The following is a 25,972-nucleotide window of genomic DNA, read 5'->3' on the forward strand; positions in this document are numbered from 1 at the left end:
TTAAGGTCGATCGCAGAGAGTTTTCGCTTCCAGATTCGTTCCACCTGGAGTTAGGCAGGCAGACGTGACGCAGCACTCCTTCCCGACCCCCGAATTGCGGTCGGCCACCGCCGGGATGAACCTCAACGACTCGGTGTACGAGCGGCTGCTCCGCGAGCGGATCATCGTCCTGGGATCGCAGGTCGAAGAGGGCATCGCCAACCAGATCACCGCTCAGCTGCTGCTTCTCGCCGCTGAGGACCCCGAGAAGGACATCACGCTCTACATCAACTCGCCGGGTGGCTCCGTCACGGCGGGCATGGCCATCTTCGACACGATGCAGCTGATCCAGCCGGACGTGGCCACGTACGCGATGGGCCTCGCGGCCTCGATGGGGCAGTTCCTGCTCTCCGCGGGCGCGCCCGGCAAGCGCCACGCGCTCCCGCACGCGCGCATCCTCATGCACCAGCCGTCGGCCGGTGTCGGAGGTACTGCCGCGGACATCGCGATCCAGGCGGACATGCTGACGCGCACGAAGCGCGAGATGGCCGAGCTGATCGCGGAGCACACCGGGCAGTCGGTGGAGACCATCACCCGCGACTCCGACCGCGACCGCTGGTTCACGGCGCAGGAAGCGCTGGAGTACGGCTTCGTCGACAAGGTCGTCACCCGCGCGCAGCCGGTCGGCTCGAGCAACTAGCAGCTGAGGAGATCTCGAAGTGAGCCAGTTCCACACCCCTCAGTCGCGGTACGTGCTGCCTTCGTTCGTCGAGCGCACGAGCTACGGCATGAAGGAGTCGAACCCGTACAACAAGCTGTTCGAGGAGCGCATCATCTTCCTCGGCGTGCAGGTTGACGACGCTTCGGCCAACGACGTCATGGCGCAGCTGCTGGTCCTCGAGTCCGAGGACCCGGACCGCGACATCCTGATGTACATCAACTCGCCGGGTGGCTCGTTCACCTCGCTGATGGCCATCTACGACACGATGCAGTTCGTCCGCCCGGACATCCAGACGTACTGCCTCGGTCAGGCCGCCTCGGCCGCCGCGGTGCTGCTGGCCGCCGGCACCCCCGGCAAGCGCCACGCGCTGCCGAACGCGCGAATCCTGATCCACCAGCCCTCCATGGAGGGCGCGTACGGTCAGGTGTCCGACCTGGAGATCCAGTCGAACGAGATCCAGCGCGTGCGCCGCCTGATGGAGACCACCCTCGCGCGGCACACCAACCGGACGGCGGAGGAGGTTCGCGAGAGCATCGAGCGCGACCGCATCCTGACGGCCGAAGAGGCCAGGGAGTACGGCATCGTCGACTCGGTGCTGCCCTACCGCAAGCTTTCCGCCAAGTCCTGAGTGCGGTTCGGCGGGGTGGGGTGTGCTCGCACAGAGCGCTCGCCTCTCCGCCGCCCGGTGCCATCTGGGGACAACCCAGACCCCGGGTCCCGGTGGCTGGGAATCCCCAGCCACCGGCCATCGCGCACCCATCCGACACGCCGATGTGACGGTCAACAGGCCTGATCGACGCGTCGGGGGGACGCTGGTCCTCCCCGGAAACGGGGTCGGCCAGGTACCGTCAGGAGAACGGGCTCAGCACCCACAGCCAGTGGGACTGCCACAGCAAGTCAGCAGGCGCACTACAGCAGGTGTGCGCCGGAGGGGACATAGGTCAGCGGTCATGGCGCGTATCGGTGACGGCGGCGACTTGCTGAAGTGCTCTTTCTGCGGAAAGAGCCAGAAGCAGGTGAAGAAACTCATCGCCGGCCCCGGCGTCTACATCTGCGATGAGTGCATCGATCTCTGCAACGAGATCATCGAGGAGGAGCTGGCGGAAGCCGGCGACGTGAAGCTCGACGAGCTGCCGAAGCCCGCCGAGATCCACGAGTTCCTCGACCAGTACGTCATCGGCCAGAGTGATGCCAAGCGCACCCTCTCCGTCGCCGTCTACAACCACTACAAGCGCATCCAGGCGGGCGACCGCGGGCGCGAGGGTCGTGACGACGGTGTCGAGCTGGCGAAGTCGAACATCCTCATGCTCGGCCCGACGGGGTGCGGCAAGACCTACCTCGCGCAGACGCTCGCGAAGATGCTGAACGTGCCGTTCGCCATCGCCGACGCGACGGCGCTGACGGAGGCCGGGTACGTAGGCGAGGACGTCGAGAACATCCTCCTGAAGCTCATCCAGGCCGCCGACTACGACGTGAAGCGCGCCGAGACGGGCATCATCTACATCGACGAGGTCGACAAGATCGCTCGAAAGAGTGAAAACCCGTCGATCACGCGCGACGTCTCCGGCGAGGGCGTGCAACAGGCACTCCTGAAGATCCTGGAAGGCACCACCGCCTCGGTGCCCCCGCAGGGCGGCCGCAAGCACCCGCACCAGGAGTTCATCCAGATCGACACGACGAACGTCCTGTTCATCGTGGCAGGCGCCTTCGCGGGCCTGGAGAAGATCATCCAGGACCGGGTGGGCAAGCGAGGCCTGGGCTTCGGCGCCGAGGTCCGCTCCAAGGCCGAGACGGACGCGGCGGACTACTTCGCCGACTCCATGCCGGAGGACCTGATCAAGTTCGGCCTGATCCCCGAGTTCATCGGGCGTCTGCCGATGGTCGCCTCCGTCACGAACCTCGACAAGCCGTCCCTGGTCATGATCCTCACCGAGCCGAAGAACGCCCTGGTGAAGCAGTACCAGAAGCTGTTCGAGATGGACGGCGTGGAACTCGAGTTCACCAAGACCGCCCTGGAGGCAGTCGCCGACCAGGCGATCCTGCGAGGCACAGGTGCCCGAGGCCTGCGCGCGATCATGGAAGAGGTCCTGCTCCCGGTGATGTACGACATCCCGAGCCGCACGGACGTCGCCAAGGTCGTCATCACCGAGCAGACGGTGAAGGAGAACGTGAACCCGACCATCGTGGCCCGGCAGCCCTCGCGCCGCGAGCGCCGCGAGAAGTCGGCCTAGGGGTTCAGCAAGCAGCAAGCAAGCACAGCCAAAGGGGCGCCGGTGGACACCACCGGCGCCCCTTTGGCATGCAGGGAGGCCGGACGGGCCGATTCCGGGGGACGACAGTCGGGCACAAGAAACGCGCGGGGTGGGCGGCCGACGGCAGGGCTGAGGGGGAGGGCTGGCGGTGAGCCAGGGCGGCAGGGCTGAGGAGGAGGGCTGGCGGTGGGCCAGGGCGGCAGGGCTGCGGAAGAACTAGGGCGGAGGGGAGGAGGAGCAGGGCTGAGCGGCAGAGGGGAACGGGGGAGGAGGCCTGCGGGTTGCTGGGCGGTGCCAACCGCAGTCGTCAACGCAGGCCGACCACGCACGCAGGCCCGGCGCGCGGTGCCAACCGGATAGCCGTCGACGCAAGGCCAACCACCTACGAGGCCTGGCACGCGATGCCGCAGGCGAGCCCGAACGGGCTGATGCCCGCCACAGAGCCGGTTCCACCGCTCAAGGCGATTGGGGCTTTACCTTGAGGGGGCGGGATGCCAACCTGTTCGGTCCGGCCGGGGCGCTTTCAACCCCGGCTTTTGAAGGCCGCGAATGCATCCCGCCAGAGGCTCAAGGTCAAGCCCCAATCGCACACCCCAGATCTTTCGTCGAGACCCGCGCAACCAACTCTCGCAACCGCAGCCCAACCAACAGAACGCAACCGACGTACCCAAGTGACTAGTCTGAAAGACATGTCGCTGCCCCACGTCCTCCTGCTCCACGGCTACACCGGCTCCGGCCCGGGCCACTGGCAGCGCTGGCTGGCCCAGACCGTCTCCGAACACGGCGGCCTGGCCGACATGCCCCACTTCAGCAGCCCGGAAGCCCCAGACCGGGACACCTGGCTGACCGAACTGGACACCCACCTCGAAGCCCTCCCCAAAGAACGGGAACGAGTGGTCGTGGCCCACTCCCTGGGCTGCTACCTCTGGCTCCACCACGCAGCGCGCGAGAACATCGCCCACGTGGACCGGGTCCTCCTGGTGGCGCCGCCCCAGCTGGACCACCCGGAGCCGGCCATCAAGTCGTTCTTCCCGGCCCCGCTGGACCCGGCCAACCTGCGCCGAGCCGCCACCGACACCCGCCTGATCGCCGGCGAGGGCGACCCGCACTGCTCCATGGCCGAGGCGAAACAGCTGGCGGAGTCGCTGAAGATCGAGCTGGACGTGCTGCCGGGCGCCGGCCACATCAACATCGACGCGGGCTACGGCGAGTGGCCCGCGGTCCTCAAGTGGGTGCGGTCGAGGACGGTGCCGCTCTCACCTCGCTAGCCACAACATCCTGGGGGATGCGTGACCAAGACCAACCTGATCGACCTGGACGCCCTGATCGCCGAGCACGGCATAGTCGGGGCGCAGGTAGCCGTCCTGCACAACGGTGAAGTCGAAGACGTAGCGGCAGGCGTGCTCAACAACGTCACCAACGAGAAGGTGACAGCGACCTCAGTCTTTCAGATCGGGTCGATCACCAAGATCTGGACCGCGACGCTGATCCAGCAGCTGGTGAACGAGGGCCTGCTCGACCTCGACCGCCCGGTGCGCGACGTGCTGCCGACGTTCAAGCTCGCCGACGAACAAGCCGCGGCCAGAATCACGCCGAGGCACCTGCTGACGCACACCGGCGGGTTCGACGGCGACCTCTGGTTCGACACCGGCAGTGGGGACGACAAGGTCGAGAAGTACGTCGAGCTGATGGCGGATGCTGAGCAGGTCGTCGCGCCCGGCGAGCTCTACACGTACTGCAACAGCGGGTTCGTGGTGCTGGGCAGGATCGTGGAAGTGTTGCGCGGCAAGCCCTTTCACGCCGCCATCAAAGAGGACGTCATCGCGGACCGCGACTTCGGGACCACGGCCACGACGTTCGCCGAGTACGCGGACCAGACCGTCGCCACCGGGCATCTGGGCGACGACCGCAAGCCTGCCGAGAAGTACCTGACCGAGGCGGCGGCTCCGGCCGGGACGGTGCTCGCCATGAGTGCGCGCGACCTGGTGGAGTTCGCGCGGCCGCACGTCGAGTCGGACGAGTTCGCGGCGATGCGCGAGGTGCAGTTCGCGCTGCCGAACTTCGGGCTCGGCGGCGACCAGGGGCTCGGCTGGGTGCTGCAGAACTATCCCGGCGGCCGCAAAGGCATGGGGCACACGGGATCGACGCTCGGGTTCGAGGCCTCGCTGCGGGTGCTTCCGGAGGCCGGGCTGGCCGTCGCAGTTCTCACCAACGGCGGTAGGAGCCTGCCGTTGGTCAGGGCGGTGCAGGCGAAGGTGCTGGGCGACCTCGTGAACGTGACGCCGAAGAGCCTGCCCACGCCGCCGCTCGTGCCGGTGCCGATCGACGTCGAGAAGGTCGTCGGCGTCTACCGGTCGGCCGGGCTGGAGGCGCACGTGAGCGAGGGCGACGGCGGCCGGGTGCGGTTGCGGTTCGTGCCCCTCGACGAGATCTGGGAAGCCCTGGTCGACGACGACGAGCACGAGTACACCGGCCTGCGCGACGACGCGCTGATCGGTGTGCACGAAGAAGAGGGCTACCACCCCGTGCTCGTCCTGTGTGGACGGGACGAGCAGGACCGGGTGAAGTACCTGCACTGGGGACGGGCGGCCGTCAGGGTCTAGACGGCGCGCTTCGCGTACTTGGCGAGGAACTGGACGACGTCGGGCGTGACCTTGCGGTACAGCCCGTCGTCGTGCCCGCCGCCCTTCACGGTGCCGATGACCGGGCGCGCGTCGTGGATGTAGCGGCGGGTGCCCTCGATGAACTTGTCGCGGTCGCCGATCCACACGCCGACCGCCGTCGAGCCGGTCGCCCGCAGGTGCCGCAACGGGTCGAGCGACGCCCACTCGCCTTCGTTCTTGAACGCCCTGCGCTTCGCCATCTCCGGCCACGTCGTGATCAGGCCGGGGGAGATGGCCGCGGCGGCCGCGATCGGGTCGCCCCGTTCGGCACGGCGGCGCGCGTAGAGCAACGAGCCGAAGCCGCCCATCGACACGCCCGTCACCGCGAACGGTTCGCCGTAGCCGCGTTCCTTGAGCCAGCGGGGGATCTCGTCGAGCAGCATCGCCATCGGGTCGTCGCCCGGGACGTTCTCGTGCCAGTAGTTGTTGCCGCCGTCGACCGCGACGAAGCCGAACGCGGGCACCTTGCCCTTGGCGACGGCCGCGGCCAGCACGTCGGGCAGGCCGCCGATCGCCGCGTGTCGGGCGTCGCCGTTCAGGCCGTGCAGCAGGATCGACATCGGCAGGCCGCGCGGGTTCACGCCGGACGGCAGGTAGAAGGCGAGGGTGACCTCGCGGTGGCGGGAGGCCGAGTACACGCGCTCGAAGCGGATCACCGGTTTCGCGGCGGACGTGGCACGCACCTTGTCCGCCGTCGCGATCTGCTGCTCGACGGCGTTCGAAGTCGACACGTACGTCGCGATGCCGGTGGCAGTCGCGATGACCACGCCGATCGCCGCCAGGAGGGTGCGGCGGCTGTACCTCGGTTCCCCCATGCTCACCTCATCGCGTGGGCGCCGTTCCTCGTTTCCTACTCAGAGGACGGAACGCACACGTAACGAGGACAGTTCCTCACTCGAATAGCCCAACCAGGTCAGCACGGCGTCATTGTGCTCGCCGAGGTCGGGCACCGCACCCGCTGACCACTCGAACCCGGCCACGGGCGGCGCCAGCATCCGGGCCGTTCCGCCGGGAACCCGCACGTCAACCCACGTGTCGAGCTGTGGGTGAGTGGCCAGGTCGGTGACTGGCCGGGTCAGCGCGCACGGCACGTCCACCCCGTCCAGCGCGGTCAGCAACTCGGCCGAGGTGAGGCCCGAAAAGGCCGTTTCCAGCAGTTTCTGGAGCTCAGAGCGGTGCTCCACCCGGGACTCGACTGTGGCGAACCTCTCCTCCGCGCCCAGCCCGATCAGCCCGCACAACCGCTGCCACTGCCCGTCGTTCTGCACGGCCAGGTGCACCGACCCGTCCGCGCACGCCACCGGTCCGTACGGCGCGATGCTCGGGTGGTGCGCGCCCGAACGAGGGGCCGGCGCGCCCGTTCCGGCGGCGTAGAGCATCGGCTGGTGCATCCACTCGGCCATCGCCGCGAAGAGTGACAGCCGCAGCCGCGCCCCTTCACCCGTCCGGCCGCGCTGCAGCAACGCCGCCAGCACCGCAGACTGCAGCTGCACGCCCGCCGCGATGTCCGCCACCGAGATGCCGGCCCGCGCCATCACGTCACCCTCGCCCGTCAGCGCCACCAGCCCCGCCTCGGACTGCACCAGCGCGTCGAACGCCTTGCGGTCCGCATAGGGCCCGTCCCAGCCGTAGCCGGACAGCTCGCCGACGATCAACGACGCCGGCAGGTCCAGCGCCAGCCGCGACCACACCCGCGGCGACAGGTTGCACAGCAGCACGTCGGCGCGCGCCACCAGCCGTTCCAACACCTCCCGGCCGTCGGGGTGGGTGATGTCCAGCGACACCGACTCCTTGCCGACGTTCGTCCACGCGAAGTACGACGACACCTCGCCGCACGACGAGTCGTAGTGGCGGGCGAAGTCGCCCACACCGGGCCGTTCGATCTTGATGACCCGCGCGCCCAGATCGGCGAGCAGCCGGGTCGCGTACGGCACCGCGACGGCCTGCTCCAGGCTCACCACCACGACCCCGTCAAGCGGTCTCAACCACGCGCTCCCCACCGGTGTAGACGTTCATGGAGTCGCCGCGCAGGAACCCGACGAGCGTCATGCCCTGCTCCTCGGCCAGCTCCACCGCGAGCGACGACGGCGCCGACACCGCCGCGAGAACCGGGATCCCGGACATCGCGGCCTTCTGCACCAGCTCGAACGACGCCCGCCCGGACACCATCAGCACCGCGCCGCGCAACGGCACGAGGTTCTGCAGCACCGCCCAGCCCAGCACCTTGTCGACCGCGTTGTGCCGGCCCACGTCCTCGCGCACGACCAGCAGCTCGCCGTCCACGAACAACCCGGCCGCGTGCAGCCCACCGGTGCTCTCGAAGACCTTCTGTCGTTCCCGCAACGCGTCCGGGAACGTCGTGAGCAGCTCCGGGGTGACCCGCACCTCGTCGAACGCGGGTGAGTAGCGGGTCTTGAGCTTGACCGCGTCCAGCGCGCCCTTGCCGCATACCCCGCACGACGACGTGGTGTAGAAGTTCCGCTCCACCCCGGTGTCCGGCGGCGGCACGCCCTCGGCCAGCGCGATGTCCAGCACGTTGTAGGTGTTCAGCCCGTCCGGCCCGGTGCCCTCGCAGAACCGGGCGATCGAGATGTCGGCCGACGACCCGATCACGCCCTCGCTGAGCAGGAAGCCGTGCGCGAGCTCCACGTCCTGACCGGGCGTGCGCATCGTGACGGCCAACGCCTTGCCGTTGACCCTCAGCTCCAGCGGCTCCTCGGCGGCGAGCGCGTCGACTCTGCGCCGACGACCGCTCGGCGACACCCGTTCGACCGCTCGGCGCACCGTCACTCGGCCCATGTGCACATCTCCTTCGGACCGCTATGTTCCCCACCGACCAGGCTACGTGGGAGGGATTCCGGGGCATGGACGACGTCGTGATCGTGGGAGGCGGCCACAACGGGCTGGTGGCGGCCGCGTACCTCGCCAGGGCGGGGAAGTCGGTCAGGGTGCTGGAGAAGCTGCCGCACGTCGGCGGGGCCGCGGTGAGCGCCTCACCGTGGGAGGGCGTCGACGCCCGCCTCTCGCGCTTCTCGTACCTCGTCTCGCTGCTGCCCGACCGCATCGTGTCGGACCTGGGCCTGAACCTCGCGCTGAGGTCGCGCGCCGCCTCGTCCTACACGCCGAACGGCCAGGGCGGGCTGCTCGTCGAACGCACCCCCGGCGACGCGACCGAGCAGTCGTTCCGCGCGGTGTGCGGGTCGCTGGACGACTGGGAGCGGTGGCAGCGCTGGTACGTCGACCTGGAGCTGATGGCGGAAGCCCTGGCGCCGACTCTGCTGGAACCGTTGGTGTCACGGGAACATCTGCGCGTGCACGTCGACGCGGTGACCCGCGGCCGGGTGTGGGACCAGGTCTTCGAACGGCCGATCGGCGCGACCCTGCAGGAGCTCTTCGACAACAACCTGGTGCGCGGGGTCGTCGCCACCGACGCGTTGATCGGCACGCACTCGTCGCTGCACTCGTTGCGCGCCAACAAGTGCTTCCTCTACCACGTGATCGGCAACGGCACGGGGGAGTGGAAGGTCCCGGTCGGCGGCATGGGCGGGGTGACCGCCGAGCTGGAACGGGTCGCGCGCGAGGCCGGGGCGCAGATCGTCACCGGCGCCGAGGTGACGTCGATCGAGTCGGACGGCAAGACCGCGTCCGTGACGTACGGCGACACCACGGTCGAGGCCCGGTTCGTGCTCTCCAACGTGGCGCCGTCCGTGCTGGGACGCTTGCGGGGCAAGGAGGTGCACGACGCCCCCGGCTGCCAGCTGAAGATCAACATGCTGCTCCGGAGGCTGCCCGAGCTGAAGTCGGGAGTGGACGCGCGGATCGCGTTCGCCGGCACGTTCCACCTCGACGAGTCCTACGACCAGCTGGAGACCGCGTACCTGGAGAGCGCCGCCGGGCAGGTGCCGTCGGTGCTGCCGGGGGAGATGTACTGCCACTCGCTGACCGACCCGTCGATCCTCGGGCCGTCGCTCGCGGGCCACGAGACGCTGACGCTGTTCGGCCTGCACCTGCCGGCGTCGCTCTTCGAGGGCCGCAACGACGAGTTGCGCGACGAGCTCGTGCGCCGCTACCTCGACCAGCTCGACACGCACCTCGTGGAGCCGATCCGGGACTGCCTGGCGGTCGACCCGGACGGAAACCCGTGCATCGAGGCCCGCACCCCGCTCGACCTGGAGGAGGAGCTCGGCCTGCCCGGCGGCAACATCTTCCACGGCGAGCTCGACTGGCCGTTCGCCGAGACCGACGAGCAGGTCGGCCAGTGGGGCGTCGAGACCGATGTGGACAACGTGTTCGTCTGCGGCGCGGGCTCCCGGCGCGGCGGCGGCGTGAGCGGCATCGGCGGCCACAACGCGGCGCGCGCGGTTCTCGAACGCTTCTGAGACATTTTTGATGACACCCCACGTCATCTCTGGTTACGCTCTGCGGCGTGGGGGACTTCTACGGAATCGCCGAGATCGCCGACGCCATGGGGCTCAGTCGGCAACTGGTCGCTGTGTGGCGCAAAAGACGCTCGCACGGCATCCCGGAGCCGGACGCGGAACTCGCGTCCGGCCCGATCTGGCGCCGCGAGACGGTCGAGCCGTGGATCGAACGCACCCGCGGCCGCCTGGGCCTCGCGGGCACGCGCGAGTCCGCCAGCAGGAGCCTCCGGCTGCGCACCTGCCGTCGCGTGCTGCGGCTGGCGGCGTTGATGCTGGAGGAGCCGCAACGGCCGCGCGTCCTCAACGAGGCCGCCGATCAGCTGCGCGACCTGATCCACGAGGTCGACCAGTCCGCGGACGACGTCGTCGGGGCGTTGCTGCGCGAGCTCATCGAGCCGGTGCGCGACCCTGATGTGCCCGCCGAGCTGCTGCGCGTGCCGGTCATCGAGTCGCTTCCGCTCGTGACCGCCGTAGCGAGGAACTCGCCAGACTGGTGACCAACGCGCCCAGCGCGGCCAGTGCCATGTCCGAGTGGGCGTCCCACATGTCGCCCTGCTGCCCGTTGTAGGCCTCGGCGATGCCGGGCGCGAGCGTCATCGCGATCGCCCACTCCAGCAGTTCGTACAGCGCAGGAGCGCCGCCAGGCACGCGCCGTACGAGAAGTGCACGAGCCGGTCGAAGTGGTTGTGCTGCCACGAGAACGCCTCCGACAGCCGTGTGCCGAGCAGCGCGTCCGTCCAGTCGTCATACGGCACGAACGAGTAGATCCACCGCGCCGCGACCGTGTGCAGCGCGAGGAACAGCAACGCCCACGCCCACTGTGCGGTGTCGAGGCGCTTGCGTTACGGCCACCAGCGAGCCGAACGCGCCCAGCAGCCACTGCTTCCCCCAGGACATGCGGCCATCGTGGCCGATCTTGGCCCGCCCATATCAGGATTTATATATCAAGGTTCCTTGCTAAAGGTTCCTTGATGTGAGACCTTGGTGGCATGACGGACGCTCCGATCACCGACCCCAAAGCGCTGCGGGCGCTCTCGCACCCGTTCCGCTGGAAGCTGCTCCAGCTCCTGACGGAGGAGGGGCAGCAGACGGCGACCCAGTGCTCGGCGGCGTTGGGGGAGAGCGTCGCGAGCTGCTCGTACCACCTGAACATGCTGTCCAAGTACGGCTTCGTTGAGGAGGTCGAGGGGCCCGGCCGGCAGAAGCCCTGGAAGATCGTCCCGAAGCGCCAGTCCATCTCGTCGGAGGGACTGGAGGGCGAGGCGGCCATGGCGGCGGAGGCGGCGTCGATGGCCTACCTGGACCAGGAGTTCGAGCGCATGCGCACCCGCCTGCGCCAGTACGACCTCCTGCCGGAGGAGTGGCGCCCGGTGGTCGGCACCGAGGGCACGGTCAAGTTCGTCACGGCCGAGGAAGCCCTTGCCCTCGTGGAAGAACTGCGGACGCTCCTGGACAAGTACGACGAGCGTCGCCTGAACCCGGAGTTGCGGCCGGAAGGGGCCAAGGCGGTCCGGCTCTTCCTGAGTCACACCGTCGCGCCCGAATAACTGATCCCGCCAACGAATCCCACCGAAGGAGAACCGCTGTGCTGTCCCACGATCAGGCGTTTGCTATCGCGAAGTTCCGTCAGCAGGAGTTCGAGTCCGACGCCGCCGCGCGCCGGCTCGTGAAGAAGGACGAGGAGGCCGAGAAGACCGAACCCGAACGACGCCGGTTAGGGCTCTTCGTCCGGGTCCGGCACGCCTGACGGCGTCAGCTCGCGGCTTCCAGCCGGACGATCACCGACTTGGAGGTCGGCGTACCCGAGATGTCCGCCTTGGAGTCCAGCGGCACCAACGGGTTCGCCTCCGGGAAGTACGTCGCCACGCACCCCCGCGCGGTGGAGTAGGAGACGATCCGGAACGACTCGGCGCGGCGTTCGACGACGCCCGTCGGGTCGTCCTTCCACTCCGAGATGATGTTGACCATCTGCCCGTCGGAGAAGCCCAGCGCGGCGACGTCCTCGGGGTTCACGAACACCACGCGACGGCCGTCCTTCACGCCGCGGTAGCGGTCGTCCAGGCCGTAGATCGTGGTGTTGTACTGGTCGTGGCTGCGCAGGGTCTGCATCAGCAGCCTGCCCTCGGGGATCTCGATGACCGTCATCTCGTTGGCCGTGAAGTTCGCCTTGCCGGTGGCCGTCGCGAACTCCTGCGAGTCGCGCGGCGGGTGCGGCAGCACGAACCCGTCGGGCTGACGGACGCGCGTGTTGTAGTCGGCGCAGCCGGGCACGACGCCGGCGATGTGCTCGCGGATGACGTCGTAGTCCTTCTCGAACGTCTCCCACGCCACCGGGTGCGACTTGCCGAGCGTCTTGCGGGCGAGCCGGCAGACGATCGAGACCTCGGACAGCAGCTGGTCCGACGCGGGCTTCAGGCGGCCCCGGGAGCGGTGCACGACCGACATCGAGTCCTCGACGGTGACGAACTGCTCACCCGAGTGCTGCACGTCGCTTTCCGTGCGTCCCAAGGCAGGCAGGATCAACGCAGTCTTGCCGTGGACCACGTGCGAGCGGTTGAGCTTCGTGGAGACGTGCACGGTCAGCGAGCACTGCTCCAGCGCCTTCTCGGTCACCGGGGTGTCCGGGGTGGCGCTGACGAAGTTGCCGCCCATCGCGATGAACACCTTGCCGCGGCCGTGGCGCATGGCGTTGATGGCGTCCACGGTGTCGTAGCCGTGCTTGCGCGGCACGGAGATGCCGAACTCGTTCTCCAGGGCCAGCATGAACTTCTCGGGCATCTTCTCGTAGATGCCCATCGTGCGGTCGCCCTGCACGTTGGAGTGGCCGCGCACCGGGCACAGGCCCGCGCCCGGTTTGCCGATCATGCCGCGCAGGAACATGACGTTCGTGATCTCGCGGATCGTCGGCACGCTGTGCTTGTGCTGCGTGAGACCCATGGCCCAGCAGGCGATGGTGGCCTTCGAGTCGACGAACATCCCGGCCACGCGCGTGATCTGCTCGCGGGTCAGGCCGGTCGCGGTGAGCACGCCGTCCCAGTCGAGCTCGCGGACGCTCTCCGCGTACTCCGCGAAGCCGTGCGTCTTGGCCTCGACGAACATCTTGTCGACCTTGTCCCACTGCAGCAGCAGGTGACCGATCGCCTGGAAGAGCGCCTGGTCGCCGCCGACCTTGATCTGCACGAACTCGTCGGACAGCGCGGTGCCCTTGCCGACCACGCCCGCGACGTTCTGCGGGTTCTTGAACCGCATCAGGCCCGCTTCCGGCAGCGGGTTGATCGCGATGATCTTGGCGCCGTTCTTCTTCGCGTCTTCCAGCGCGCTGAGCATGCGCGGGTGGTTCGTGCCGGGGTTCTGGCCGATGACCACGATCAGGTCGGCGAGGTCGAAGTCCTTGATCGACACCGAGCCCTTGCCGATGCCGATGGTCTCGTTCAGCGCCGAGCCGGACGACTCGTGGCACATGTTCGAGCAGTCGGGGAGGTTGTTGGTGCCGAACGAGCGGACCAGCAGCTGGTAGAGGAACGCGGCCTCGTTGCTGGTGCGGCCCGAGGTGTAGAAGATCGCCTCGTCCGGGGATGACAACGCTGTCAGCTCGTCGGCGATGAGCGTGAACGCCGCGTCCCAGCTGATCGGTGTGTAATGCGTCGCACCGGGCTTGAGAACCATGGGTTCGGTGAGCCGGCCCTGCTGTCCGAGCCAGTAGTCCGTCTTCGTCCGCATGCTCTCGACGGAGTGCTCGGCGAAGAACTCGGGCCCGATTCGTCGTTTGGTGGCTTCCTCCGCGACGGCCTTCGCGCCGTTCTCGCAGAACTCCGCCATCTTGCGGTGACCCTGGGGCTCTGGCCACGCGCAACCGGGGCAGTCGAAACCTTCACGCTGGTTGAGCAGTCGCAACGTCTTGACCGTGCGCCCGACACCCATCTGCTCGACCGCCCGGTCGAGCGACACGAGCACACCGGGAATACCCGCTGCCCAGGTCTTGGGGGTGCTGACTTCGAGCGCGGACTCGTCGACGTCGTGCTGCGGGGGCTTGCTGCTCATGCGTCCCATTGTTCGCTGATCGACGTCGGCGCCGCCAGCGCCCCCGAAGAACGCGGCGGCGCCGTCGACACGGGCCCCAAGGGGTGTGAACGGTCCGTGACGAACAATTGTGATCGGCGTCACGTGCGGGCGGCACCTCTGAAAGGGTGATCAACCGCAGGTGTTCGGGGTGGGCAGCGGACCGTCGGCCGAGAAGAAGCGGCGGTCGTCGCCCACCACGCCGATGCCCTGCGCCGGTTCGGTGAACTGCGGCGCCAGGTAGCCCTCACGGGCCGCGCCGCACGCCACCGAGTACTGGAAGCCCTTGGCCTCCGACGGCCAGATCCCCTCCGGCGTGACCGCGTACGACACCTGGTTCCGGCTCGCCACGACCATCTCGCGCTGGTGCTCGAGCGCGTCCGGATCCGGCGGTTCGAAGGCGTAGGCGAACACGTAGTCCGTGAGCACGACCGCGTGGCCGTCGCGCTCGGTCAGCGTCATCCGGCCCTGGACCTTGACGCCGAGCAGCCTCGTGCCCGTCTTGATCCGCGTCGTCCAGCCGGGGAGGTTGCCCGCGACCTGGTCGCGCACCTCCGGCGCGAGCAGCGCGAGGAAGTTCTTCGGGTCGTGTCGCTCGATCATCTCGCGGTCGGTCCTGGACGCGATGAGCGCGCTGCGGACCAGCGCGTACTCGGGGCGGTCGTCCGGCACGACGATGCCGTCGCCGCCGTCGGCCCACTGCTCGGCGGGCGTGCCGGCGAACGGGAACGCGAGGTTGATCGCGGGAGGGGTCCGCCACGACGGGTGCAGGGCGACGAGCACGGCGACGATGACCGCCAGGGAGAGGACGGAGACCGTCTTGTGGTTCACGCAGAACACCACGTTCGCGGGCCTGTCCAGGTTGCCCGCCCGCGTTAGCAGGTATCTCGTTTCAAGTCGAGACCCCGGCCTCCGTAGACTTCTCGGCTGTGACTGAACTCGACACCGCAACCCAGCGTCCTGACCTCCCCGCCGCGTGGACTCCGGCGGAGGTAGAGGCGGAGCTGTACCAGCGGTGGGTCGACCGGCGGTACTTCGAGGCGGACGTCAAGAGCGACAAGCCGCCGTTCACGATCGTGCTGCCCCCGCCCAACGTCACCGGCTCGCTGCACATGGGCCACGCCATGAACCACAGCGTGATGGACGCGCTGTCGCGCCGCCGCCGCATGCAGGGCTACGAGGTCCTGTGGCTGCCGGGCATGGACCACGCGGGCATCGCCACCCAGAACGCCGTCGAGCGCGACCTCGCGAAGCAGGGCCTGTCGCGGCAGGACCTCGGGCGCGAGAAGTTCGTCGAGCGCGTCTGGGAGTGGAAAGAGGAGTACGGCGGCAAGATCCTCGACCAGATGAAGCGGCTCGGCGACGGCATCGACTGGTCGCGTGAGCGCTTCACCATGGACGAGGGGCTGTCCCGCGCCGTCCAGACGATCTTCAAGAAGATGTACGACGACGGCCTGATCTACCAGGCCGAGCGGATCATCAACTGGTGCCCGCGCTGCCAGACCGCGCTGTCCGACATCGAGGTCGACCACAGCGAGGACGAGGGCGAGCTCGTCTCGATCCGCTACGGCGACGGGGACGCGTCCATCGTCGTCGCGACCACGCGCGCCGAGACGATGCTGGGCGACACCGCGGTCGCCGTCCACCCGGACGACGAGCGCTACCGGCACCTCATCGGCACCGAGGTCGAGCTGCCGCTGACCGGCCGCCGGATCCCGATCGTCGCCGACGCGCACGTCGACCCGAAGTTCGGCACCGGCGCCGTGAAGGTCACGCCCGCGCACGACCCGAACGACTTCGAGATCGGCCAGCGCCACGGCCTGCCGAACCTCACGATCCTGGACGGCCGCGCGGTCATCACCGCGAACGGCCCGTTCCTCGGCCTCGACCGGTTCGAGGCGCGTCCGGCGATCGTCGCCGCGTTGCGCGCCGAGGGCCGGATCGTCGCGGAGAAGCGGCCGTACGTCCACTCCGTCGGGCACTGCTCGCGCTGCAACACCGTCGTCGAGCCGCGCCTGTCGCTGCAGTGGTGGGTGAAGGTCGAGAACATCGCCGCGGCCGCGTCCGCCGCCGTGCGCGACGGCCGCACCAAGATCCACCCGGCCGAGCTGAACAAGCGCTACTTCGACTGGACCGACAACCTGCACGACTGGTGCATCTCGCGCCAGCTGTGGTGGGGCCACCGGATCCCGGTCTACTACGGCCCGAACGGCGAGGTCGTCTGCGTCGGACCGGACGACGAGGTGCCGACGGGTGAGGGCTGGCGTCAGGACGAGGACGTCCTCGACACGTGGTTCTCGTCGGGCCTGTGGCCGTTCTCGACGCTGGGCTGGCCGGAGTCCACTGAGGACCTTCGCAAGTTCTATCCGACGTCGGTTCTCTCGACCGGCTACGACATCCTGTTCTTCTGGGTCGTCCGGATGATGATGTTCGGTCTGTACGCGATGGACGAGGTCCAGCCGTTCGACCACGTGTTCCTGCACGGCCTGATCCGCGACCAGTACGGCAAGAAGATGTCGAAGTCCAAGGGCAACGGCATCGACCCGCTCGACTGGATGGAGCGCTACGGCGCGGACGCCACCCGGTTCACGCTGCTGCGCGGCACGAACCCCGGTTCGGACATGGCCGTCGCCGAGGAGTGGGCGGCCGGGTCCCGCAACTTCACCACGAAGCTGTGGAACGCCACGAGGTTCGCGCTGGCCAACGGCGCGACGGTCGCGCGTCCGCTGCCCGCGCGGGACGAGCTGACGGCGGCCGACCGCTGGATCCTGGACGAGCTCGACGCACTCGTGTCCACTGTGGACTCGAACTTCGAGGCGTTCCAGTTCTCCCGTGCCTGTGAGGCGCTGTACAGCTTCACGTGGGACGAGTTCTGCGACTGGTACCTGGAGATCGCGAAGGTCCAGATCGCGGACGGCCGCGCCGAGGCCACGCAGTCCGTCCTGGGCCACGTCCTCGACGTCCTGCTGCGCCTGCTGCACCCGTCGATCCCGTTCATCACCGAGACGCTGTGGACCTCGCTGACCGGCGGCGAGTCGCTCGTCGTCGCCGAGTGGCCGAAGCCGTCCGGCGCGGAGCGGGACCTGGACGCCAAGGCCGAGATCGAGGGCCTGAAGAAGCTCGCGACCGAGATCCGCCGGTTCCGTTCGGAGCAGGGCCTCAAGCCGGGCCAGAAGGTCGCGGGCAAGGTCCGCGGCGCGTGCTGCGTCGGGCTGCTGGACCAGGTTCCGTCGGTGCGGTCCATGACCCGCCTGACCGAGCCCGGTGAGGAGTTCACGGTCTCCGCGACGCTGGAGGTCGGCCTGCCCAAGGGCGCGGTGAAGGTCGAGCTGGACCTGTCCGGCGCGATCGACGTCGCGGCCGAGCGCAAGCGGCTCGCGAAGGACCTGGCCGTGGCGCAGAAGGAACTGGCGCAGACGTCCGGCAAGCTCGGCAACGAGGCGTTCCTCGCCAAGGCGCCGGCGGACGTCCGCGCCAAGATCGAGGAGCGCAAGGCCACGGCCGAGTCCGAGATCGCCCGCATCAACGAGCGCCTGGCCGCGCTCCCGGAGGCGTAAGCACAGTGGAGAACAACCTCGACGAGTTCCTCGACGTCGAGAACGAGCTCAACCAGCGGTGGCCCGAGACGAAGCTCGAGCCGTCGCTGGAGCGGATCAAGGCGCTCGCCCACGTGCTGGGCGACCCGCAGACGTCGTACCCGGTCGTGCAGCTCACCGGCACGAACGGCAAGACGTCGACGTCGCGCATGGTCGATGCGCTCTTCACGCGCATCGGCCTGCGCACGGGCCGGTTCACGAGCCCGCACCTGCAGCTCGCGACCGAACGCATCAGCCTCGACAACGAGCCGATCTCGCCCGAGCGCTACGTCGAGGTCTACCGCGACATCGAGCCGTACGTCGCGATGGTCGACACGCAGTCCGACATCCGGATGAGCAAGTTCGAGGTGCTCACCGGCATGGCCTACGCGGCCTTCGCGGACGCGCCGGTCGACGTCGCCGTGGTCGAGGTCGGCATGGGCGGCACGTGGGACGCGACGTCCATCGTGGACACCCGCGTCGCCGTGCTGACCCCGATCGGCGTCGACCACACCGAATACCTGGGCAACCGCCCCGAGGACATCGCAGTCGAGAAGTCCGGCATCATCAAGCCGGGCTCGGTCGCCATCATCGGCGAGCAGACCCCCGAGGTCATGAAGGTCCTGCTGACCCGAGTGGCCGAGGTGGACGCCACCGTGGCGCGCTTCGGCAGCGAGTTCGGCGTCGTCTCCCGCGCCGTGGCCGTGGGCGGCCAGATGATCACCTTGCAGGGCCTCAGCGGCACCTACGAGGACATCTTCCTTCCGCTGCACGGCGAACACCAGGCCGCGAACGCCGCGCTGGCGCTGGCCGCCGTCGAGGCGTTCTTCGGCGCGGGCCCCGACCGCCAGATCAACATCGACTTCATCCGCGAGGGCTTCGCGTCCGTCATCACCCCGGGCCGCCTGGAGCGGGTGCGCAGCGCCCCCAACGTCTTCGTGGACGCCGCGCACAACCCGCACGGCGCCGCGGCATTGGCTCGCGCTCTGGAATCCGAGTTCGGCTTCCGCAAGCTCGTAGCCGTCGTCGCCGTCATGTCCGACAAGGACGCCGAAGGCATCCTCTCGGCCCTCGAACCGGTCGTGCAGGAACTGGTGATCACCACCAACTCCTCCCCGCGAGCCATGGACCCGGACGTCCTGGCGGGCCTGGCCGTCCCGATCTTCGGTGAGGACCGCTTCGAGGTGCGCCCGCGCCTGGTCGACGCCATCGAGGAAGCCATCCACCTCACCGAGGACGAACAGTCCGGCGGCGGCATCATCGTCACCGGCTCCGTCGTCACCGCGGGCGAGGCCCGCGCGCTGTTCGGGAAGGAACCGGCATGACCGCCCCGGCCCCGCTGAAGAAAGACCCGATGAAGGCGTTCCGGGGCATCATGGCCGGCACCCTCATCCTCGAAGTGATCGTCGTGGCCCTGGCCCTCCCGGTCATCGCCAAACTGCACGGCGGCGTCGACTCCCTGGTGGGCGGCGTGGCGTTCGGCTTCATCGTCCTGTTCATCGCCATGTGCGCCTTCGTCCGCCGCCCCTGGGCCATTCCGGCCGTGGTGGCCTTGCACGTCCTGCTGATCGCCACCTGGCTCCTGCTGCCGGCGATGGGCGTCATCGGCGTGATCTTCGGCCTCGTCTGGGTCTACATGCTCTGGCTGCGCAAGGACCTCCTGAAGCGCATGGCCGAGGGCCGCCTCCCCGCCCAGCAGGCAGCCGCGAAGGCCGAGCAGGAGAACGGCACAGCCGCTTCCTGACTCGCATTCGGGTGAAAGCACTCGAACAATTCGGAAAGAACATTTACGGTGCCGCCGAATAGCCATGAGCTAACGGCGGCACTGTCGTACGTGCCCTTGCTTGTCGCAATGCAACCACGCCTCCGCCTTGTTCACCCGATCGTGCTTTGAATCCGGGACGGGTCCCGCGACCTGGCGCTATGCTGATCGGCGCACGAATCTGCACGGGGGAGGCACTGGGGATGAGCGGTACCAAGGTTGATCTCGAGACGCTGCGCGCTGCCATCAAGGAGTACGAGTCGATCCACGCCGACCTCGTGAAGGCGTACGACACGGGCAACATGCTGGTCGCAATTCAGCCGGCAGGCCTGGACAGGCCGAGCGGCGTCTACAACAACTGGGCCGTGACCGCTGGAGCCGCGCACCAGACGTCGAACGAGCAGTTGCAGGAAACCTTGAAGACGCGGATCAAGAACCTCAAGGCCACGCTCGCCCAGTACGAGCAGACCGAGCAGACGAACGCCCGCAAGGTCAGCGGATGATCCGCCGGACCCAGCAGAGGGCCGAACACCGAAGCCGAAGGACTGAGCTGTTGCGCATCCGAACCGTTGTCGCAGGCGCCGCCGCACTTGTTCTGCTGGCGGGATGCGGCACAAGCGGTGGTACCAGCGGCACGCCGACCACTGCGTCGCAGCCGACCAGCACGAGCAACAGCGCCGGCGCGCCGAAGATCTCGAACCCGATCGATGTGAAGGTCGCCGAGGGCGATCCGTGCGGAGTGGTGACCGCGGCGCAGTTGCAGACCTTCGGCCTCCCTGGCGTTGCGGGCTCGCTGAACACGACGTCCGCAGGGGCGGGGTGCTCGTGGCCCGGCACGTTCACTGACGCGGAGATGTCGCCCGGCATGATCATTTCCCCGGCGGGTACCGGCCTGGAGTCCCTCTACGCGAAGAAGGACTCGACTTACCCGGTGTTCGAGCCGCTGGAAGTCCAGGGGTACCCCGCGGCCATCGCGATGGTCGTGGACAACCGCAAGAAGGGCAAGTGCGAGCTGTTCGTCGGCGTCTCGGAGGATCGGGTGATCATGTTCTCCCTGCAGAGCGACGAGAAGAGCAAGTACTTCGCTGACCCGTGCGCCGGCGCGACCGACTTCGCGAATCTGGGAATGACCACGATCAAGGCAGGTGCGAAATGACACGACCCGCGCCCAGCTGTTTCTCCGAGGACACCTCGCGAGCCGAAGGCTTCTCCGGGGCTGAGATCTACGCCCAGATGCATGGTGGCAAAGGCACCGGTACGGCGCAGACCGCTGCGGACAAGGCCAAGGAACTGGAGAAGAGCTACGTCCTCATCGAGTCCAGGCTGAAGAAGGTCGGCGAGACTCTGGGCGAGGCGTGGACCGGCGCGAGCGCGGACGCCGCGCAGGCCGCCGCGAACCCGATCAACCAGGCCATGATCCAGATGCAGGACGCGCTGCGGCAGGCCGACCACTCGATCTCCAACCAGGTGTACCAGTTCAACCTCAACAAGGGTCAGCTCAAGGACATGCCGGCTGCCAAGCCGGACACGAACCTGTACGACGACCTGACCCCGTGGGACACGGACACCGAGGACAAGGTCAACGCGTACAACAAGGAAGAGGAGTACAACCGCTCCGTCTACCGGGAGTTCCAGAGCGCGAGCAACACCAACCGAGGTGAGCTGCCCAAGGAGTTCCCAGGCGTTGTCGCGGACACGCTGAACGTCGAGGTCATCAAGGAAAACGGTGGTGGCGACGACGACAAGAACTGGAACAACAACGTCGACCGGACGAGCGCCTCCAGGTCGTCGTCCACCAGTTCCACCAGCAGCACGCAGAATCCGACCGGCACCGGGTGGACCGTTCCCACCACCAACGGGGACACGACCACCTCGAGCTGGACGGACAACACGAACACGAGCAACACCAACAACACCGGTCGGCCCGTCGACACCAACCTGACCGGCAAGCCCCCAGTCGGCGGCGTGATCGAGCGGCCCCCGAACACCGGCCTGCCGCCCGTCGGCGTGCCCGTCCGGCCGCCCACAGGTGGTCTGAACGGTCCCGGTGGCACAGGGCGCGGCACCGGTGGGCCCGGTGGCGCGGGTGGTGGCCGGTTCGGCGGCGGCGGTGGTGCCGGTGGTGGCATGGGCGGTGCCGGCAAGTTCGGTGGCGCCGGTGGTGTGGGCGGCGGCATGGGCAGTGCTGGATCGGCCGGCTCGGCCTCGCAGCAGCCTGGCGGTAAGGCCGGGGTGTTCGGTGGCATGGGTGAGAGTGCTGCCGGTGCTGGTGCTCGCGGTGGTGGTGCTGCCGGGGCCGCTGGGCGTGGTGGTGCCGCCGGTGTGGGCGGGATGGGCGGTCACGGGGCCAAGGGCCAGGGCGAGGACGACCTGGAGCACAAGAGCGCCGACTACCTCATCACCGAGGAGAACACGAACGAGATCATCGGCGACATGCCGATGGTCGCACCGCCGACGATCGGGGGGTGACGTGCTGCGGTCGTCCATCCAACTGTCCGACCTCGCCTTCGACGTGTTGTGGAAGCAGGAGAAGCTGGGGGAGTACCACCCGGCTCTGAGTGTCGAGTCGCCCGGTGAGACCGAGGACGAGCGCGTGCTGATCGAGCGCGACGTCATCGGGGAGTTGCGGCGGGTCGGGCTCGACCACCCTGACGTCCGGGGGACGTTGCACCTGATCGCCAAGGCCGAGCACGACTACTCGGCGTGGATCGCGGTGACGCCCCATGAGACGCGGCCCGTGGTCGTTGCGGCCAACTCGCAGCACGGGGTGCTTGCGGTGCACGACAACGGGTTCGTGCAGTTGCATCCCATCCGGCCGGAGAACGCGCCGGAGGTGCTCGCCATGCAGCTGCCGGACGTGCCGGCGGGGCGTGGTGCGTCGATCAACGTGCACGCCAGCGAGATCAACGTGCACCAGCCGGGCAAGGCGTCGCCGTCGATCTCGTTGCGGCAGCTGCTCGCCCAGCCCCGCAAGGGCACGGCGAAGCTGTACGCGGCCAAGCGCGACGGGGAGAGCCGGCAGCGCGCCAAGACGTTCCTCACCACGATCGACTTCGAGGACGGCCGCTGGCTCGTGGTCAAGTACACCGACCAGAACCAGCAGACCTGGGTGCACGCGACGCCGGCGTCGCGGCAGATCATCACCGACTGGCTCAAGCGCCTGACGTAAGGGATTTACCGCCGCATAACCGGACTGCCGCAGCGTCGCGGCTGTGAGAAAGCCACTTGCCCTCGCCGCCGCACTGGCCGCGACGCTGCTGTCCGTCACCACGGGTACCGCGCACGCCGAGACCGTCCCCGGCTGCCCGACCGCCAAGCAGATCGGCACGACCGGGTACGTCCTGCACAAGGGCGTCAAGATCGCCTCGGTCAAGCAGTTCGCCGGCTGCGGCAACAACTACGCCTACACCTGGGTCTGGGACTCCTACGCCCAGGGCCACACCTACCGGGTCACCAACTGGATCGCGGTGATCGACGGCACCGAGGAGTACCCCGGCGGCGAGTCCCGCACCGGCACGAAGCAGGAACTCTGGGGCGCGCCCTCGAAGACGCTCCAGAACTGCACGCGCGCCGTCGCGAGCGTGACCGTGCCCGGCGGGACCTACGTGTCGGGCTGGACGGACCTGCGCTGCTGAAGTTCACCTCGGGTTTCGCCGCAGGCCAGAAGCGGCGACTAGAAACCGCGCATGACCTTCGACCGTCGTACGTTGTTCAAGGCAGGCGCACTCGGCACGGCAGCCGCCCTGGTGCCGAGTGGCGTCAGCCTCGCCAGGTCCGGCCGTCCGACCCTCACCCACGGCGTGCAGTCCGGCGACGTCACCTGGGACGGCGGCATCGTGTGGACGCGCGCCGACCAGCCCTCGCGGATGCTCGTCGAGGTGTCCAACGACCCGAAGTTCCGCCTGTCGCGCCGGATCCGCGGCCCGGTGCTCACCCCGGAGACCGGCGGCACCGGCCAGGTCCGGGTGAGCGGTCTGCTGCCCGGCCGCACCGCCTACTACCGCGTCACGGCCGAGGACCTGCACGGCCGCAACCGCAGCGCACCGATCACCGGCAGCTTCTCCACCGCCCCGATCGGCCGCGACGAGGTCAGCTTCGTCTGGTCCGGTGACGTCGCCGGCCAGGGCTGGGGCATCAACCCCGACATCGGCGGCATGCCGATCTTCAAGGCGATGGCCGACCGCAGGCCCGACTTCTTCATCCACAGCGGCGACAGCGTCTACTCGGACAACCCGATGCAGGCGAGCGTCACGCTCCCGGACGGCCGGATCTGGCGGAACCTGGTCACGCCAGAGAAGTCCAAAGTGGCCGAAACGCTCGACGAGTACCGCGGCCAGTTCGCCTACAACTTCCTCGACGACAACGTGAAGCGCTTCGCCGCCCAGGTACCCACCTTCGCGCAGTGGGACGACCACGAGGTCACGAACAACTGGTATCCGGGCGAGATCCTCGACAACCCGCTCTACACCGAGAAGCGCGTGGACGTGTTGGCGCAGCGGGCTTTCCAGGCGTTCCACGAGTGGATGCCGATCGACCGGAAGCGCGCGGTGGACGGCCGCGTCTACCGGAAGTTCTCCTACGGCCGCAACGTCGAGATCTTCGTGCTCGACATGCGCACCTACAAGGACAAGAACACCTCCCCGAAGGACAAGCCCGGCGTCATCCTGGGCGCCAAGCAGGCGAAATGGTTGGTCGACAGCCTTGACCGCAGCACCGCCACCTGGAAGATCATCGCGGCGGATCTGCCCATCGGATTGACCGTACCGGACGGCACCGACATCGAAGGCGTGGCGAACGGCCTGCCCGGCGCCCCCAACGGCCGCGAGCACGAGATCGCCTGGGTGCTCAAAGAACTCAAGAAGCGCAAAGTCAAGAACACCGTGTGGCTCACGGCGGACGTCCACTACACCGCCGCGCACCACTACTCACCCGACCGTGCGGCCGTCGGCGACTTCGACCCGTTCTGGGAGTTCGTGTCCGGCCCGCTGCACTCCGGCGCGTTCGGTCCCAACACGCTCGACCCGACGTTCGGCCCGCAGGCCGTGTTCGTGCACGCCCCGCCCGCCGCCAACACCACACCGCTGGACAACTTCCAGCACTTCGGCGAGGTCAAGGCGACGCAGCACGAGCTCACGGTGTGGCTGCGCGACGCGACAGGCGCCTCGCTCTGGACCAAAACGCTCAGGGCGGCCTGACCGGGGCCGTAGTGTCGGCGAGGTGCCCATCTCGTTCGACACCACCGGCTTCCGTCAGCTCGACCAGAACACCTGGCAGCACCAGAGCGGTGACCAGGCCCAACTGACCTACTACGGCCTGGTCCCCGACCTGCCCGCCGGGCTGGACGACCTGCCGAGGCTCAGGCACGACCTCGCGCTGATCCACGGCGAGACCGGCTGCCTGATCGAGGCCCACGTCGTCCAGTTCGGGGGAGCGCAGGCGCTGCTGCGGATCATCAAGATGCCGCTGCCGAACCAGCCGAACGGCCAGGTGTTCGTCGCCTCCTTCACCATCCCGAAGGAGAGCAGCAGCGCCGTCCTCCAGCTGGGGGCGGTGGAACGCGGCATGACGGGCGCGCGGGAGGCCGTCCTCGCGGCCGAGATCGGGTTCGAGAACTGGACCATGCAGCACCCGTACGCGCCGGAGCTGCAGGGCGTCCTGCCGTTCCACGCGGGCGACGACCCCCGCCACGACGCACGGTTCCCCGACCACCCGTTGACTCGCGTGCGCGCGTGGGCGCATCACGTCGTGCGCACCGCACGGGTCGATCCGGGCTTCGCCTCGCTGCCGCCGTTCCGCGCGCAGCCCCCGAAGCCGCCGATCGAACCTGGTCAGAGCCTCATCACGGCCATGCCGAGCCTCCCGGTCAAGGACTTCGTCGGGCTCCGCATCGGCGAGCAGACCACGTTCTGGCGCGTCACCGACCCGAAGCTGCACGAAATGCTCGGTCGCGGCGTCATGGGCAGGTCGCCGCTCGCCGAGACCCGGTTCCGCGACATGCTCATGATCGACGTCGAGACCGGCGACGCGATGGTCCCCGACCGCTTCACCACCAACGGTCAGATGACCGCGCACAGCACGCGCCTGCAGCAGGTCACCCTCCAGGAAGCCGACGCCGAGCTCTCCGACGACGACGTCATGAACGCCTTCAAGTGGGCGGGCCGGATGGCGGGCGTGGCGGCCGAACGCGGCGAGTTCCTCTCCCTGGAGCCGATCGAGAACGACAGCGAGCAGGCCGAACCGCACGTGCTGCTGGCCGTGCAGCCGCACGAGGGCCAGCAGGTGGTGATCGCCCAGTTCGCCCCGGCGCCCACCGAGGGACCGCTCGCGGGATCGACGAGCCGCAGCGCCCCGGCCACGGCCGAGTCCGTCGAGGGCATCGGTGTGATCGCGGGCATGGCGGTCAACGAGTGGCGCTCACATCCGCTCAAGATGGCGATCACCTACCGACGTCCGGCAGGCTGACTGCAAATATTTGCAAGACCCGACGTATTGTTTCCTGCTGTTTGTCGTGGTTTCGTGCAGCAACCCTGCAAGAAGTTG

At 68.4% G+C, this 25,972-nt stretch carries 24 protein-coding genes and 1 pseudogene; 19 read left to right on the forward strand and 6 right to left on the reverse strand.

Going from position 1 to position 25,972, the window contains the following annotated elements; translation table 11 throughout:
- Positions 1–64: 64 nt before the first annotated feature.
- From ACFWNN_RS36020 to ACFWNN_RS36040, 5 genes are all read left to right on the forward strand, one after another.
- Positions 65–679 carry an ATP-dependent Clp protease proteolytic subunit gene (locus tag ACFWNN_RS36020; RefSeq protein WP_382444427.1) on the forward strand — a complete coding sequence of 205 codons (615 nt, stop codon included), beginning with the start codon at positions 65–67 and terminating at the stop codon, positions 677–679.
- A gap of 19 nt (positions 680–698) precedes the next feature.
- Positions 699–1,328: an ATP-dependent Clp protease proteolytic subunit gene (locus ACFWNN_RS36025; RefSeq protein WP_382444428.1), complete on the forward strand. Its 630-nt coding sequence runs from the start codon at positions 699–701 to the stop codon at positions 1,326–1,328.
- A gap of 322 nt (positions 1,329–1,650) precedes the next feature.
- On the forward strand, positions 1,651–2,931 hold the full coding sequence (gene clpX, locus ACFWNN_RS36030) for an ATP-dependent Clp protease ATP-binding subunit ClpX (RefSeq protein WP_191305687.1): 1,281 nt from the start codon (positions 1,651–1,653) through the stop codon (positions 2,929–2,931).
- A gap of 710 nt (positions 2,932–3,641) precedes the next feature.
- A complete protein-coding gene (locus ACFWNN_RS36035; protein ID WP_382444429.1) occupies positions 3,642–4,220 on the forward strand; it encodes an RBBP9/YdeN family alpha/beta hydrolase in 579 nt (192 codons plus the stop codon).
- A 21-nt stretch (positions 4,221–4,241) separates the two neighbouring features.
- On the forward strand, positions 4,242–5,555 hold the full coding sequence (locus tag ACFWNN_RS36040) for a serine hydrolase domain-containing protein (RefSeq protein WP_382444430.1): 1,314 nt from the start codon (positions 4,242–4,244) through the stop codon (positions 5,553–5,555).
- Here the strand turns inward: ACFWNN_RS36040 and ACFWNN_RS36045 are convergent.
- The 3 genes from ACFWNN_RS36045 to fdhD are packed head-to-tail and all read right to left on the reverse strand — an operon-like array spanning position 5,552 to position 8,414.
- Positions 5,552–6,430 (reverse strand): alpha/beta hydrolase, encoded by an 879-nt coding sequence (locus tag ACFWNN_RS36045; protein ID WP_382444431.1) that lies wholly within the window; start codon positions 6,428–6,430, stop codon positions 5,552–5,554. The genes ACFWNN_RS36040 and ACFWNN_RS36045 overlap by 4 nt on opposite strands.
- Positions 6,431–6,469: 39 nt before the next feature.
- On the reverse strand, positions 6,470–7,600 hold the full coding sequence (locus tag ACFWNN_RS36050; protein ID WP_382444432.1) for a CaiB/BaiF CoA transferase family protein: 1,131 nt from the start codon (positions 7,598–7,600) through the stop codon (positions 6,470–6,472).
- A complete protein-coding gene (gene fdhD / locus ACFWNN_RS36055) occupies positions 7,587–8,414 on the reverse strand; it encodes a formate dehydrogenase accessory sulfurtransferase FdhD (protein ID WP_382444433.1) in 828 nt (275 codons plus the stop codon). Before fdhD ends, ACFWNN_RS36050 begins: the two co-directional genes overlap by 14 nt.
- Positions 8,415–8,479: 65 nt before the next feature.
- Between fdhD and ACFWNN_RS36060 the strand changes: the two genes are divergently transcribed.
- Together ACFWNN_RS36060 and ACFWNN_RS36065 are read left to right on the forward strand one after the other, a co-directional pair.
- Positions 8,480–9,994: a phytoene desaturase family protein gene (locus tag ACFWNN_RS36060; protein WP_382444434.1), complete on the forward strand. Its 1,515-nt coding sequence runs from the start codon at positions 8,480–8,482 to the stop codon at positions 9,992–9,994.
- Positions 9,995–10,041: 47 nt separating this feature from the next.
- Positions 10,042–10,533: a hypothetical protein gene (locus ACFWNN_RS36065; protein WP_089922227.1), complete on the forward strand. Its 492-nt coding sequence runs from the start codon at positions 10,042–10,044 to the stop codon at positions 10,531–10,533.
- On the opposite strand, the pseudogene ACFWNN_RS36070 reads toward ACFWNN_RS36065, so the two are convergent.
- Positions 10,478–10,842 (reverse strand): annotated as a pseudogene (locus ACFWNN_RS36070) (DUF2238 domain-containing protein). The gene ACFWNN_RS36065 and the pseudogene ACFWNN_RS36070 overlap by 56 nt on opposite strands.
- Positions 10,843–11,025: 183 nt before the next feature.
- Here ACFWNN_RS36070 and ACFWNN_RS36075 point away from each other — a divergent pair.
- Together ACFWNN_RS36075 and ACFWNN_RS36080 are read left to right on the forward strand one after the other, a co-directional pair.
- Positions 11,026–11,583 carry a winged helix-turn-helix domain-containing protein gene (locus ACFWNN_RS36075; protein ID WP_382444435.1) on the forward strand — a complete coding sequence of 186 codons (558 nt, stop codon included), beginning with the start codon at positions 11,026–11,028 and terminating at the stop codon, positions 11,581–11,583.
- Between the two features lie 38 nt (positions 11,584–11,621).
- Entirely contained in the window at positions 11,622–11,783 is a 162-nt protein-coding gene (locus tag ACFWNN_RS36080) for a hypothetical protein (RefSeq protein ID WP_382444436.1), read from the forward strand.
- Between the two features lie 5 nt (positions 11,784–11,788).
- Here ACFWNN_RS36080 and ACFWNN_RS36085 read toward each other — a convergent pair whose 3' ends face one another.
- Both ACFWNN_RS36085 and ACFWNN_RS36090 read right to left on the reverse strand, forming a co-directional pair.
- On the reverse strand, positions 11,789–14,077 hold the full coding sequence (locus ACFWNN_RS36085; protein WP_382444437.1) for an FdhF/YdeP family oxidoreductase: 2,289 nt from the start codon (positions 14,075–14,077) through the stop codon (positions 11,789–11,791).
- A gap of 150 nt (positions 14,078–14,227) precedes the next feature.
- On the reverse strand, positions 14,228–14,926 hold the full coding sequence (locus ACFWNN_RS36090; protein WP_382444438.1) for a hypothetical protein: 699 nt from the start codon (positions 14,924–14,926) through the stop codon (positions 14,228–14,230).
- A 98-nt stretch (positions 14,927–15,024) separates the two neighbouring features.
- Between ACFWNN_RS36090 and ACFWNN_RS36095 the strand changes: the two genes are divergently transcribed.
- From ACFWNN_RS36095 to ACFWNN_RS36140, 10 genes are all read left to right on the forward strand, one after another.
- Positions 15,025–17,652 carry a valine--tRNA ligase gene (locus ACFWNN_RS36095; RefSeq protein WP_382444439.1) on the forward strand — a complete coding sequence of 876 codons (2,628 nt, stop codon included), beginning with the start codon at positions 15,025–15,027 and terminating at the stop codon, positions 17,650–17,652.
- A gap of 5 nt (positions 17,653–17,657) precedes the next feature.
- Complete coding sequence (locus ACFWNN_RS36100) at positions 17,658–18,995, forward strand: bifunctional folylpolyglutamate synthase/dihydrofolate synthase (protein ID WP_382444440.1); 1,338 nt, start codon at positions 17,658–17,660, stop codon at positions 18,993–18,995.
- Positions 18,992–19,414 (forward strand): DUF4233 domain-containing protein, encoded by a 423-nt coding sequence (locus tag ACFWNN_RS36105; protein WP_382444441.1) that lies wholly within the window; start codon positions 18,992–18,994, stop codon positions 19,412–19,414. The genes ACFWNN_RS36100 and ACFWNN_RS36105 overlap by 4 nt, the downstream gene beginning before the upstream one ends.
- Positions 19,415–19,635: 221 nt before the next feature.
- A complete protein-coding gene (locus ACFWNN_RS36110) occupies positions 19,636–19,935 on the forward strand; it encodes a PE domain-containing protein (protein WP_382444442.1) in 300 nt (99 codons plus the stop codon).
- A 50-nt stretch (positions 19,936–19,985) separates the two neighbouring features.
- Complete coding sequence (locus ACFWNN_RS36115) at positions 19,986–20,588, forward strand: DUF3558 domain-containing protein (RefSeq protein ID WP_382444443.1); 603 nt, start codon at positions 19,986–19,988, stop codon at positions 20,586–20,588.
- On the forward strand, positions 20,585–21,901 hold the full coding sequence (locus tag ACFWNN_RS36120) for a hypothetical protein (RefSeq protein WP_382444444.1): 1,317 nt from the start codon (positions 20,585–20,587) through the stop codon (positions 21,899–21,901). Before ACFWNN_RS36115 ends, ACFWNN_RS36120 begins: the two co-directional genes overlap by 4 nt.
- A 1-nt stretch (position 21,902) precedes the next feature.
- A complete protein-coding gene (locus tag ACFWNN_RS36125) occupies positions 21,903–22,601 on the forward strand; it encodes an ESX secretion-associated protein EspG (protein ID WP_382444445.1) in 699 nt (232 codons plus the stop codon).
- A gap of 43 nt (positions 22,602–22,644) precedes the next feature.
- Positions 22,645–23,067, forward strand: coding sequence for a hypothetical protein (locus tag ACFWNN_RS36130; RefSeq protein ID WP_382444446.1), 423 nt, complete (start codon positions 22,645–22,647; stop codon positions 23,065–23,067).
- 51 nt (positions 23,068–23,118) lie between these two features.
- Positions 23,119–24,627: an alkaline phosphatase D family protein gene (locus ACFWNN_RS36135; protein WP_382444447.1), complete on the forward strand. Its 1,509-nt coding sequence runs from the start codon at positions 23,119–23,121 to the stop codon at positions 24,625–24,627.
- 22 nt (positions 24,628–24,649) lie between these two features.
- Positions 24,650–25,894 (forward strand): hypothetical protein, encoded by a 1,245-nt coding sequence (locus ACFWNN_RS36140; protein ID WP_382444448.1) that lies wholly within the window; start codon positions 24,650–24,652, stop codon positions 25,892–25,894.
- The last annotated feature ends 78 nt before the right edge of the window (positions 25,895–25,972 follow it).

The organism is Lentzea sp. NPDC058450, from assembly GCF_042721395.1.
In the GTDB taxonomy this organism is placed as follows: domain Bacteria; phylum Actinomycetota; class Actinomycetes; order Mycobacteriales; family Pseudonocardiaceae; genus Lentzea.